The following is a 13171-nucleotide window of genomic DNA, read 5'->3' on the forward strand; positions in this document are numbered from 1 at the left end:
TATTAAAAGTTAAAATCTTCTCCTAAATAATGTTCTCGTACTTTTTTATCATTCTTAATTTCATTACTTGTACCACTAGCAAGTAATGCCCCTGCTTTCATTACATAAGCTCTATCACAAATTTCTAATGTTTCTCTTACATTATGGTCTGTTATTAAAACTCCAATATTGATTTTTGTTAATTGTGCAATAATTTCTTGAATATCTTTTACTGCAATTGGATCAACACCAGCAAAAGGTTCATCAAGTAAAAGAAATTTAGGATGAGAAACTAAAGCTCTTGCTATTTCAGTTCTTCTTCGCTCACCTCCAGATAAAGAAACACCTTTTCTTTGTCTAATTGGTTCGATATTAAAAACTTCTAATAATTCTTCAACTCTTTTATGTTGTTCTTCCTTATCTTTTGTAATAATTTGTGCAGCTAACATAAGATTATCTTCAACAGATAAATCCTTAAAAATAGAAGACTCTTGTGGTAAATACCCTATTCCTTTTAAAGCTCTTTTGTGTAAAGGTAAAGAGGTAATATCTTTATCATCAAAATAGACTTCTCCACTAGTTGGTTTTACTAAGCCACAAACTGTATAAAATGTTGTTGTTTTACCTGCCCCATTAGGTCCTAATAAACCAACAATCTCTCCTGAATTTACTTCAAGAGAAATACCATGTAATATCTGTGTTTTTTTTATACTTTTTGTTATTTTATTAATATGTAATTTATGCATTTATTTTATATAACCTCTTATTCTCTAACTTATCTATTTCAAGTAAAATTACTCTATAACCATAATCTTTAAGTAAATCTTCTAATCTTTCATCGCCCCACTCAACAAAGTGAAGACCATTTTTCTCAAATTCTTCAAGCATACCTAAAGATATAAATTCATTTAATGTTTTATTATAGACATCATAATGATAAATTTTATCTGAATAAACAGCTTGCAAGCTAAACGTTGGAGATGTTACTAAATCATCTAATTCTAAATATTTCACAAAGTTTTTAACAAAAGTAGTTTTTCCACTTGCTAAATCACCTCTTAATATAATAATAGTATCTTCGTTATTTATTAAATTAGCTAAATATTTAACAGCTATATCTATTTGATTTAATTCTAGTTCAAATTTTTCTAACAAAATAATTCTTATGATAACTGATTAGATATTTTAATTAATTCATCAAGCTTTCTTTCTGCTCTTTGACTTAAGATAGCATCTTTAGCAATTTCTATACCATCTTGAAAATCTCTTGCTTTTTCATCAACAATTAAAGCTGCGGCTGTATTTAATAAGACAACATCAAGTTTTGGACCCGATATTTTATTTGTTAATATATCTCTTGTTAATTTTGCATTAAATTCCGGTCCTTGGCCTACTATATCATCCATATTTGATAAAGTAATTCCATAATGTTCGGGATTAATCTCTATATCTTTTATTTTACCACTAATTAATAATGTGGCTTGTGTTATATCAGAAACTGAAATTTCATCCATTCCGTCATTTGATGATAAAATCATAGCTCTTTTTGTATCTAACATATCAAGAGCTGCAGCTATTCTATTAATATAATTTTTATCAAAAACACCAACTACTTCTTTTTTTACACCAGCTGGATTACATAGAGGTCCTAAAATATTCATTATAGTTCTATGTGGAATTGATTTTCTAATTGGTGTGATATATTTCATTGCAGGATGATGATTTGCTGCAAACATAAATGCAAAACCAGTTTCTTCTAGCATTTTTGCATTATTCTCTAATGATAAGTTTAAATTCATTCCCAAAGCTTCAAGCATATCAGCACTTCCAGATTTACTTGTTACACTTCTATTTCCATGCTTAGCTACGATAGAACCTGTTGCTGCTAAAAGTAGCGAAACTGTTGATGAAATATTAAAACTATAACTTTTATCTCCACCTGTTCCTACTACATCTATTGCTTTATTTCTTAAGTCTTCATGAATAGGAAGAGGAATAAGATGATCTCTCATTGCACTAGCAGCTCCTGCAATTTCAGCTGCTGTTTCACCTCTTTCATAAAGTTCTAATAAATACTCTTTTACTTCTTCATGAGGTAATCTATCTTCAAATATATCATCAAACTTTAATTTGGTTGCATTAAACATTATCTATCCTTTCTACATACTCATCCATTTTTGATTTAGGTGTTGATTTAACTGTTGGTATTTGTAATACCTTAAATTTTTCACTTCTTTCAAGATATTTTATCTCTATAATATCTCCAACTTTTACTTCTTTTGCTTTTTTCACAGGTACATCATTTATAAAAACAACTTTATGTTCAAGCATATCTTCAGCTACTGCTCTTCGTTTTGTAATATTAACGGCATTTAAAAATTTATCTATTCTCATAAAGAAGATTATAGCAAAAATTAGTTAAAATAACACTCAAAAAATAATGATAATCATAGGATAAATTTATGAGCAAAAAAGATGTTAAAAAAGTAGTATTAGCTTACAGTGGTGGGCTTGATACTTCAGTTATTTTAAAATGGCTACAAGATGAGTATAATGCAGAAGTTATTACATTTACAGCAGACTTAGGTCAAGGTGAAGAAGTTGAACCAGCAAGAGAAAAAGCACTGGCAATGGGAATTAAACCTGAAAATATCTTTATATTAGATATTAGAGAAGAATTTGTAAAAGATTATGTTTTCCCAATGTTTAGAGCAAATGCTATTTATGAAGGTGAATATTTATTAGGTACTTCAATAGCTCGTCCTTTAATTTCAAAAAAACAAATTGAAATTGCACATAAAATGGGAGCAGATGCTGTTTCTCATGGAGCAACAGGAAAAGGAAATGATCAAGTTAGATTTGAACTAGGTTACTTAGGATTAGATTCTGAAATTACTGTTATTGCACCTTGGAGAGAATGGGATTTAAATTCTAGAGAAAAATTACTTGCGTATGCAGCTAAAAATGGAATTAAAATTGATAAAAAACATTTAGATGAAAATGGTAATCCAGCAGTTAGTCCATACTCTATGGATGCTAATCTTTTACATATTTCATATGAAGGTTTAAGCTTAGAAGATCCAAATGCAGAACCTGAAGAAGCAATGTGGTTATGGTCAGTTTCACCTGAAAATGCACCTGATAAAGCTGAATATATTACAATTGGATATAAAAATGGTGATCCAATTTCAATTAATGGTGAAGAAATGTCACCTGCTACAATTTTAAAAACATTAAATGAATATGGTAATAAACATGGTATTGGAAGAATTGATATTGTTGAAAATAGATATGTTGGTATGAAAGCTCGTGGTTGTTATGAAACTCCAGGTGGGACTATTATGTTAAAAGGACATAGAGCAATTGAATCTATTACATTAGATAGAGAAGCTGCACATTTAAAAGATGAATTAATGCCTAAATATGCAAAATTAATTTATCAAGGGTATTGGTATTCACCTGAGAGAGAAATGCTTCAAGCTGCAATTGATGCAACTCAAAAAGATGTTGAAGGTACTGTAAAACTTAAACTTTATAAAGGTAATGTAATTGTTGTAGGAAGAGAATCTGAAAAATCTTTATTCTCTCAAGCACACTCTACTTTTGAAGAAGATGAAGTATATAATCAAAAAGATGCAGAAGGATTTATTAGACTTAATGCATTAAGATTTATAATTGCAGGACAAATGAAAAACAAAAAATAACCACCTTTAAGAAAAATGGTTATTTTTTAACCATTCTTCACTCTCTTTATAACTTAATTTACAGTATAATTTTACGTTGAAGATATGTAATTTTATACTGTGCTTTCATAATGCTACTAATCTTATATATAATTTTGACTAAATATATTTTAATATGGAAATGTTCATGAACTACTTGAATGACTTAAAAAAGATTATTAATATCAACTCATTTACAAAGAATAAAGAAGGTGTTGATAAAGTTGGCCATATAATGTCTCAATGGCTTAAGGATATTAGTTTTGAAGAAACAATCTATAAAAGAAAAGAAATTGGAAACCATCAATTATTTACCTCCAGAAGAAAAAATCATTTAAAAAATATATTGTTATTAGGTCATAACGATACTGTATTCCCTCCAAATACATTTGAAGGTTTTACTGAAGATGAAACTTGGGTTTATGGTCCAGGTGTTTGTGATATGAAAGGTGGAAATATAGTTGCACTTGAATCATTAAGAAATATATATAAAGAAAATAAAGAAATCTCAAATATTGACTTTTTATTAGTTTCGGATGAAGAAAGTGGTAGTGATGATTCAAAATTCGTAACTTTGGATATTGCAAAGAATTATGATTATTGTTTTGTTTTTGAAGCTGCAGGTAAAAATTTAGAAGTTGTAACAGGAAGAAAAGGTGTTGGAACTTATACTATTAATATTGAAGGTATTCCAGCACATGCAGGAACATCGTATACAAAAGGTGTAGATGCGAATCTTGAAGCCTCATATAAATTACAAAAATTATCAGCTTTAACAAATTTAGAACTTGGAACGACAGTTAATGTTGGAAAGATAGAAGGTGGAATTGGAGCAAATACTATTTCTCCAAAATGTGAAATGATTGTTGAAATTAGATATACAACTAATAAAGAACGAGATAGATTATTATCATCTTTAAATGAAATTGTAAAAACTTCATATGTAAAAGGTACTAAATCTAAACTTGATGGTTTAATTCAAAGAGATGTTATGGAAGCAAATGAGAATCAGAACATTTTGATAACTCAACTTGAAAAAATAACTAATACAAAAATACCAACTGAAAAAAGAGGTGGCGTTAGTGATGCAAATCATGTATCAAGTTGTGGCGTAACTACTCTTGATGGTTTTGGTCCTTTTGGAGATGGCGATCATACAAAAAAAGAAAGAGCCTTAAAAGAAACATTTGAAAAAAGAATTAAGATGATGACAAGTATCTTAAATTTTTTCCAAAAACAAAATTAATTTTATAAGAGGATATTATGAGAAATAGAAAAATTGGGATGTGGTTATATCAAAATGGTGGTGGAGATAAAATCCAAAAGAAAATTATCAAGAAATTAAATGAAAGAAATATTGATGTTATTTCGGGTATTAATTTAAGAGATGCTGTCGCAAAAAATAGTCATATTCTTTGGAATGACATAAAACTTGATAAGTTAGACCTATTCTTTTCATATAATGCTGGTGAACAAACACAATACCAAATGTATTTAGCAAAAGCATTAAATAATGTTCTTCCTATGATTAATCCATTTGAAGCCTTTGAGTTAACAGAAGATAAATTCCAAACTTCTTTTTTATTAAGAAAACATGGTGTTGCAACTGCAGATTATAAATTATGTCATAGAGATGATAATCATCATCTACATGCTGTTATGAAAAAATGGGATAAAATGGTATACAAACCAACTGATGGTTGGGGTGGTGTTGGTCTTACAAAAATTGAAAATCAAGAAACACTTGATATGTTAATGCCATTTTTAAACCAAATGGACTTAAGATATTTTTATGTTGAGAAATTTGTAGATTACGATAATACAGATTTTAGAATTGATATTGTTGATGGTCAATATCTCTCTTGTTACGGTAGAAAGGCATCTGGAACTGATTGGAGAACAAATGTTACAAGCGGTGGTAGTGTATTTTTAAGAGAACCAGATAAAGAAGTAATCGAATTGGCACTAAATGCTACTAAAGTTTCAGGATTAGATATAGCAGGTGTTGATATAATATATGATAGAAAAAAAGAGGAGTATGTAGTTTTAGAAGTAAATGGTATTCCAGCATTTGCAACACCAGAGCAAGAGAAAATGGGGTTAAATTTTAATGACAAGAAAATTGATTTAATAGTTGATTTAATTGACAGAAAAACAAAAAAAACAAAATAATAAATCACAAATATAAAAGGAAAAACATGAGTAAATTACCAAAATTAGGATTTCTATACCTTGATTACGTTTTAAGATTCTTTGATCATTCAAACTTCAAAGGTTGGCCAGATAAAATTGAAACTGTTACTTATCACTGGGGAAAAGATAAACAAAGATTTATCAATGAAGTAAGAGCTAAAAAAATTGATGTATTAATTGGTAATATTCCTGCAACAGCATATGAAACATTTAGAGAAATTGCTAAAGAAATGCCACATATTAGATTTGTTCCTTCTTTAGAGACACAGTTTCCAAATAAATCTAAAGAGAATGTTACATTATTTTGTGAAAAACATGATATTGCAATTCCTAAAACTAAAATTTTTCATAATGAAAAGCAAAAGGCTTATGATTATTTAAAAAATGAAGCTAAATATCCTCAAATTATTAAAAAAAGTTATGGTCCTTCAAATTATGGTGGATATTATGTTCATAAAGCTGATAATTTTAAAGAAGCATACGATTTACTTGAAAAAGAAAAATATGACCCAATTTATACTCAAAATGGAATTGATTTAAAATATTCTGGTGACTTAAGAGTAATGTTAATTGGACATAAACCAGTTTGTGCATTCTGGAGATTCTCAGGTGATGGAGAATGGATTACAAATACATCTCAAGGTGGAACAATGTCTTATGAAAATGTTCCAATGAATGCACTTGAGCTTGCTGTAAAAGCTTCAAAAGCTGCAAAAGCTGAGTACTGGGCTTGTGATATTGCAATTGATAAAAATGATGATAAACCATATATTTTAGAATGTGCTACAGCCTTTGCTGCCTTCCCTTATATTAGAGATTGGATTTGTGAATACTTAATGTGGGACTTCTCTAATGGTAAATACAAAATGCCTTATGTACCTTTATATTCATGGGTTGAATTAGGTAAAATTGATCCATCATTATTAAGAACAATGAGACATATTGGATTTAGTAAATATACTCCATCTTGCGATGGAGCATATTTTATAAATGAAAAAGACAGTTCTTTTGATATGGAGAAAACAATTTTAAATGATCCTAGTGATTATCCAGAAGAGTATTCATATGAAAAACTTCCAGCTTATGTACAACTTGAAGATATCCAAACAGAAAATAGTAATGGTTTAGAACTTACTAAAATTAATTTTAATACTGCAACCTTAACAGATATTATGACTTTACATGGTATGGAAGAAGAATTAGCCTTAGATATTCAAGAATTTATTGGTGAAAATATAATTACTGATCCAAGTGATTTACTTGACTTAGAATCAATAGATGAACAGATGATTAAAACTTGGGATAACAATATTGCTGATATGAGAATTAATATAAATAATACTGATCAAGATACATTAAAGAAAATCAAAGGTATTGGTGCAAAACTTGCAAAAATAATTTTAGATTTCAAAGAAGAGATTGAACATTTTACAGATTTAGACCAATTAAAAGAGATTGAAGGTATTGGTAAAAATAAGTTAGCTCAATTGAAATCTAGACTAAAAATAGGAGAATAGTTTTTGAAACAACTTTATAGATCATATGATGAATCTACTCATATTTTCAAAGATTTAGAAAATAGATATCCTAATTATATTAAATTAGAGTCAATTGGAAAGACTTGGGAAGAAAGAGATATTAATTTAATCACAATCTCAAAAGATGTAAAAACAGCGCATACTAGACCTGCGTTGTTTTTTACAGGAACTATTCATGCAAGAGAATGGGTTGGTCATGAATTAGCAATTGATTTTACTAAATATGTATTAGAAAATTATGAAAGTGATCCCACACTACAAGCATATTTAGAATATGCTACTATTTATATGGTTCCTTGTGCAAATCCAGATGGATATGAATATTCAAGAAATCATTTTTCTTTTTGGAGAAAAAATAGAAGAGTAAATGCTGATGGTTCACATGGTGTTGATTTAAATAGAAACTTTCCTATAGGTTATGTAAAGTCTACAATGACAACTTCAAATGTTTATGGTGGTCCTGAACCTTTTTCTGAACCAGAAACTAGAGCTTTAAGAGATTTTGTAGAAGTACATCCAAATATTTCTATAGCTTTAGATTATCACTCACAAGGAAATGTATTTTTCCCTGCACATGATTTTAGACATGAAGATACTATTGATACAACTGATATGAATACTTTATGTGCAAATATGGCTGAAGAAATTAGAAAAATTTCTGGTCGTGAATATGGAATACATCAAGGTAAGCCACCTACTAAACTAATATCAGGTTCGGGTAGAGAATTTTATCACTCAAAAGGAATAATTTCAAGTGTTGTAGAAGTTGGTACAAGAAACATTTCTGATTATATGGGTGATATGGATGAACACTTAAGAGAACATATTCCAGCATTACTTGCAGCTGTTAAAGAAGTACCAAATTATGATAAAAATAATTCTACAAAAAGAGTAGATTCTTTTGAAGTAACAGAAATTGGATCGAACCATGTAAATCTTGAATGGAAATATAATATAGAAGATGACGTATTTTTCGAAATTTATAGAAGTTTAAAAGATAAATCATTTTGTAATAGTTCAAACTTAATCGCAAGAACACAAAAATTAGAGTTTAATGATATAAACCTTCAAAGCAATAGAGATTATTATTATAATATTAGAGTTGTTAATAAAAAAACTGGAATAAAATCACCATTTTATCCTCAAATTATATTAAGAACAGATCCTGAATATGATGAATTTAGTAAAACTTATTATTCAGCACCAAGTACTACAGGATATGTTGCAGAACTTTTAAATAATAATAGTAAACATTTTGGGAATAACTCTTTATTTGTAGGAATTGATGAAAATAAAGGTATTTCTTATGCAATTATTACTATAAATCTTGGCTCTTTACCTGATGATGCAATTATTAAATCAGCATCATTTAATCTATATCCAATTAATAGAGTCTCAACTACTATTGAAAAGTATGGTGAATGGAATGTAGGTATTGTTAATCAAGAAACTATGGGAGATATAACAGATTTTGATGATGTTAATAATATGGAAATCATTGAATATATTGGTCGACCAACAGCATCTCATCAACTAACACAAGGTATATGGAGAACATGGGAACTTTCAGGAATTGAGTGTGCCTGTCTTCAAGAAGTTGCTAAAAATAAACAAGTAGTATTAAGAATAGAAGGTCCTAAAGAGTTAGTAATAGGCAGAACTAGACAAATGATGCAATGGGATATTGGTTATGGTAAATATGGTTATGGACTTCCTTATAGACCAAGATTAGAACTTACTTATACTCTTAAACCTACTGTTACAACAATATATCCTAAATCTGTACATACAATAAGTGAACATGGGATAAAAAATGATGAAGTTACTTCAGGATTTGATGAAAAAGGTAAAAAAATTTATTCTACATTTGAATTTAATACTTCTTCTCTCCCTCCATATGATGAAACATTTATAACAAGTGGATTCTTTGAACTAAATTCTACAAAAAATTATATTAAAGACGATATACGATTTCATTTAGAATTTGTTGATGAAAATATTGACCAAGATTATGAAAGTATTACAAATAGAGAGATAATTCAGAATATTGGTTATGATGTAAGTGCAAATGAGCTTAAAAATAATCAAACACAATATTTTGCATTTGATACTTTTTCTGAAATTACTTTAAATGAAAAACTTAAGAATAAAGATGATTTAGCTTTTGTTTTAAAACCAACATCATCAAAAAAAGCTATAAAAGACAAAACTGTATCATGGGAAACAAAAAAACAGTCTTTAAGCCCAAAATTAATTCTTGAACATATACCAAAAAGAAGAAAAGCACTTGAACAAGTTAAAAATGCACAATTAATAATGGAAAATGGGAAAATTAAGATAACTTGGGAAAATCCTAAACACCATGATTTAAAAGGTGTAAAAGTTATTAAAAATGCATATAGAAAACCATACTCAACACATGATGGTCAAAAACTTTTTGCTGGAATGGATAATTATACATTTGATGATTTTGGTGCTACTGATATTGATAAATATTATGCAATATTTACTTATGATGAAGTTCCAAATTATTCAAAACCTATAATATTAAAATATAAAGCAAGATAGGAGAATTATGATTTTAAAGTTTAAAGAATATTATCCATCAATTGCACCTAGTGCTTGGGTTGCTCCAAGTGCAGATGTAATTGGTCAAGTTACTATTGGTGAAAATTCATCAGTATGGTTTCAATGTGTTTTAAGATCAGATGTAAATAAAACTATAATTGGTAAAAATACAAATATTCAAGATTTATCAATGATTCATACAGATGTTGATTCACAAACAATTATTGGAGACAATGTAACAATTGGTCATAAAGTTATGCTTCATGGTTGCAAGATTGAAGATAATTGTTTAATTGGAATGAGTGCAACTATTTTGGATAATGCAGTAATAGGTAAAGGCTCTATTGTTGGAGCTAATTCATTAGTAACTTCAGGAAAAGTATTCCCTCCTAATTCATTAATTATGGGAAGTCCTGCAAAAGTTGTTAAACAACTAAACGATGAAGATGAACAAAAATTAATAAAACATGCTGCTCATTATGTTGATTATAAAAATGATTATTCATAAAAACTAAATAGCTAAAATTAGCTTAGTAAAATTTTATTTCTACTAAGCTGATTTTTATTATTTACACTTATTATATGCCTTAGTTAGTTCACCATATAAAATATCAAAACTAACATTTTCCATAGTATCAATAATTTCAATCATAACAACATTATCTTCTCTACCATTCCACTCTTTTATATAAGATCCCTCTTTATACCCATTATCTTGTCTAAATTTATTTAAGCAATTTTTACCAATATAAAGTTTTTGTAACCATGTAAATGAAAGACCAGAAATCTTACATGTTCTGAAAAATTGATCAATAAATCTTTCTATTCCACTAAATATTGGCATATTTCCTGTTTCAATTGCTAATGCAATATAAGATAATTTCTCAGACTCTTTGATCATTAATTTAACATCAACATTCTCTACTGCTTCATATATGCAATGAGTATTTACTAAAGATACACCTTTAGGTACATTTGTTTCTTGTAAAATATAAGACATTAAGAAATGCCAGATATCAACTAATTCAACATGTACATTTTTCATATCAGCATCTGCTGTTATATTCTTCCAATGTTTCCAAGGTGCAGAATCAATTAATTCTGCAACTTCCATATGAATACATCTAAGCCAATTGATCTCTTTCCCAAATTTATTACTACCTAGTTCCCAGTTTTTGCCATTTGTTGAGTCATTTAACTCTTTTTGTAATAAAAACATTTCTTCTAGCTTATATGGAAAAGACGATGCTTCTTCTAAAAATGAAGCCAAAGGTAAACACTCTTCAACAACATTATCTAATGCTGTATTATTTGGAAGCTCATTTTCACCTTTTAATAAATGAACAATCAAAGATACTGTATATGGAACTTCATCTTTTTCTTCCCATTCTAAAACATCTAATGATCTAACTCCTATGTATTTCATAAAATCTTCAATTGATAAAAACCCCAATGATTTAATACTAATTTTAAAATCTTTATATAACAAACTTAACTCTCCTATTTTAATGGTAATTTTATTGTGAATTTTGCACCTATATTTGTATTCTCAACTCCAATAGTACCATTACTATGATCTTCTATTATTGTTTTACACATATATAAACCTAAACCCGTTCCATTTTTATTTGTTTTAGTTGAAAAATATGGTTCAAATATTTTTCCTATTACATTATCAGGTATACCACCTGCGTTATCTTCAATAATAATATAAATATAGTCTATTTCTTTTATTGTACTAATATTTATAATTTTATTTTCAATTCCTTTTTCATTTAAGGCATCACATGAATTTTTTATTATGTTTATAATTACTTGTACTATTTCATTTAAATATACAAAAATTTTAACTTGAATATTATTCTTAATATTTAATTTTACTGCATTAGCTTTTAATAAATATCCTAAAAAATCTGCAGACTTATTTATAATTATAGATAAATCAATAAATTCTTTCTTACGATTTGGTTTAAAAAAATCCCTAAAGTCATCAATAGTTTTTGACATATACTGAAGTTGAACTCCAACATCATGAACTACACTATTTACTAATTCATCAGTAATCTGCCCTCCTGACATTTTAGTAAGAGGTATTTTTTGAACTAAAATTGAAACTGCTTGTAAAGGTTGTCTCCATTGATGAGCAATCATAGAAATCATTTCACCCATTGCCACATGTTTTGATTGTTCAATTAATAAATTCTGTTGACTATCTATTACTTTTCGTGATGTTATATCTTGAGAAATTGCATCATAAGTGATGATTCGTCCCATATTATCAAAGTTTGGATAAATTGTTGTTTCAACCCAATAAAAATCTCCATTCTTTTTAATATTTTTTAATTCACCAGACCAAACTTTACCAGCTTTTATCGTTTCCCATAAATTATCAATTGTCTCTTTTGCTGTATCCTTATGTTTCAATAAAGCATGAGTTCTACCAACTAATTCTGAACTCGTATAACCATTAATCTTACAAAATGCTGAAGATACTTTTAATATTATACCATTTGAATCTGTTCTAGATAAAATAACTTGTTTATCAACAATACTAGCTGATTTATTTAATGCCTCTTGAATGTATTTTGCAGTTTTACTATATACTTCAAGAAAATTCTCAAGTATAATTTCTGAAAGTTTATTGATTTGTGTTGATATTTCTAAAGAATTAACATTTAATTCACTTAGATATTCAATTAATGCATTCTTAAAACCTATACATAAAATAAAAAGTTCTTCTGATTTAATATCTTGTTTGTTTAAATAGTTAAGAAAATCATTTATTGTCGATGATTGCCCTATTTCTACCTTTTGTGTTATTAAATCAATATAATAATCTAATAAACAAAAAGCATACCTTTTAATAAATAGTTCTTTATCGATTTTATGAGCATTTAATATAGATATTATTTTTTCATTATTAATCCAATATCTAATTATTACTAATTTATTCTTTTTTAAATTACTAACTAGCTCTTTTAATTGCATGTATTTTAATTACCTTTGTTTTTGTTTATAAAAATTACAATCCATTTTACTTGATCTTTTAACAACTAAAGAAGGTATTTGCTGTGATTTAAAGCCATAAGCATTACAACCATGAGGTTTATTTTTTTCCCATGTTACATAATAATAAATACACTTTTGACAAATTATTCTTTCCATACTCAT

13 protein-coding genes are annotated in these 13171 nt (G+C 27.8%); 6 read left to right on the forward strand and 7 right to left on the reverse strand.

Features of this window, described 5'->3' with window-relative positions; translation table 11 throughout:
• Positions 1-2: 2 nt before the first annotated feature.
• Genes lptB through D9T19_RS02810 form a run of 4 tightly spaced genes read right to left on the reverse strand, consistent with a single transcriptional unit; the run spans position 3 to position 2373 of the window.
• Positions 3-725: an LPS export ABC transporter ATP-binding protein gene (gene lptB / locus D9T19_RS02795; protein ID WP_121626696.1), complete on the reverse strand. Its 723-nt coding sequence runs from the start codon at positions 723-725 to the stop codon at positions 3-5.
• Positions 718-1134 (reverse strand): tRNA (adenosine(37)-N6)-threonylcarbamoyltransferase complex ATPase subunit type 1 TsaE, encoded by a 417-nt coding sequence (gene tsaE / locus D9T19_RS02800; RefSeq protein WP_121626697.1) that lies wholly within the window; start codon positions 1132-1134, stop codon positions 718-720. Before tsaE ends, lptB begins: the two co-directional genes overlap by 8 nt.
• An 8-nt stretch (positions 1135-1142) precedes the next feature.
• Positions 1143-2126, reverse strand: coding sequence for an anthranilate phosphoribosyltransferase (gene trpD, locus D9T19_RS02805; RefSeq protein WP_121626698.1), 984 nt, complete (start codon positions 2124-2126; stop codon positions 1143-1145).
• Positions 2119-2373 carry a S4 domain-containing protein gene (locus D9T19_RS02810; protein ID WP_121626699.1) on the reverse strand — a complete coding sequence of 85 codons (255 nt, stop codon included), beginning with the start codon at positions 2371-2373 and terminating at the stop codon, positions 2119-2121. Before D9T19_RS02810 ends, trpD begins: the two co-directional genes overlap by 8 nt.
• Positions 2374-2441: 68 nt before the next feature.
• Here D9T19_RS02810 and D9T19_RS02815 point away from each other — a divergent pair, with 68 nt between their 5' ends.
• The 6 genes from D9T19_RS02815 to D9T19_RS02840 all read left to right on the forward strand — a co-directional run bounded on the left by D9T19_RS02815 (position 2442) and on the right by D9T19_RS02840 (position 10508).
• Positions 2442-3683 (forward strand): argininosuccinate synthase, encoded by a 1242-nt coding sequence (locus D9T19_RS02815; protein ID WP_121626700.1) that lies wholly within the window; start codon positions 2442-2444, stop codon positions 3681-3683.
• Positions 3684-3849: 166 nt separating this feature from the next.
• Positions 3850-4947 carry a M20 family metallopeptidase gene (locus tag D9T19_RS02820; protein ID WP_121626701.1) on the forward strand — a complete coding sequence of 366 codons (1098 nt, stop codon included), beginning with the start codon at positions 3850-3852 and terminating at the stop codon, positions 4945-4947.
• A gap of 17 nt (positions 4948-4964) precedes the next feature.
• Complete coding sequence (locus D9T19_RS02825; protein ID WP_121626702.1) at positions 4965-5873, forward strand: ATP-grasp domain-containing protein; 909 nt, start codon at positions 4965-4967, stop codon at positions 5871-5873.
• A gap of 26 nt (positions 5874-5899) precedes the next feature.
• The gene (locus D9T19_RS02830) at positions 5900-7411 is read left to right on the forward strand and encodes a helix-hairpin-helix domain-containing protein (protein WP_121626703.1); all 1512 of its coding nucleotides are present in this window, start codon (positions 5900-5902) and stop codon (positions 7409-7411) included.
• Positions 7412-7414: 3 nt separating this feature from the next.
• Complete coding sequence (locus D9T19_RS02835; RefSeq protein WP_121626704.1) at positions 7415-10000, forward strand: M14 family zinc carboxypeptidase; 2586 nt, start codon at positions 7415-7417, stop codon at positions 9998-10000.
• A gap of 7 nt (positions 10001-10007) precedes the next feature.
• Complete coding sequence (locus D9T19_RS02840; protein ID WP_121626705.1) at positions 10008-10508, forward strand: gamma carbonic anhydrase family protein; 501 nt, start codon at positions 10008-10010, stop codon at positions 10506-10508.
• A gap of 57 nt (positions 10509-10565) precedes the next feature.
• Here D9T19_RS02840 and D9T19_RS02845 read toward each other — a convergent pair whose 3' ends face one another.
• From D9T19_RS02845 to D9T19_RS02855, 3 genes are read right to left on the reverse strand one after another with little or no spacing between them, the layout of a single operon-like run.
• The gene (locus D9T19_RS02845; protein WP_121626706.1) at positions 10566-11489 is read right to left on the reverse strand and encodes a dUTP diphosphatase; all 924 of its coding nucleotides are present in this window, start codon (positions 11487-11489) and stop codon (positions 10566-10568) included.
• Positions 11490-11500: 11 nt separating this feature from the next.
• Positions 11501-12988, reverse strand: a complete 1488-nt coding sequence (locus D9T19_RS02850; protein WP_121626707.1) for a PAS domain-containing sensor histidine kinase — start codon at positions 12986-12988, stop codon at positions 11501-11503.
• Between the two features lie 9 nt (positions 12989-12997).
• Complete coding sequence (locus tag D9T19_RS02855) at positions 12998-13171, reverse strand: uracil-DNA glycosylase (RefSeq protein ID WP_228197956.1); 174 nt, start codon at positions 13169-13171, stop codon at positions 12998-13000.

The sequence above is a fragment of the Poseidonibacter antarcticus genome, from assembly GCF_003667345.1.
Taxonomy (GTDB): domain Bacteria; phylum Campylobacterota; class Campylobacteria; order Campylobacterales; family Arcobacteraceae; genus Poseidonibacter; species Poseidonibacter antarcticus.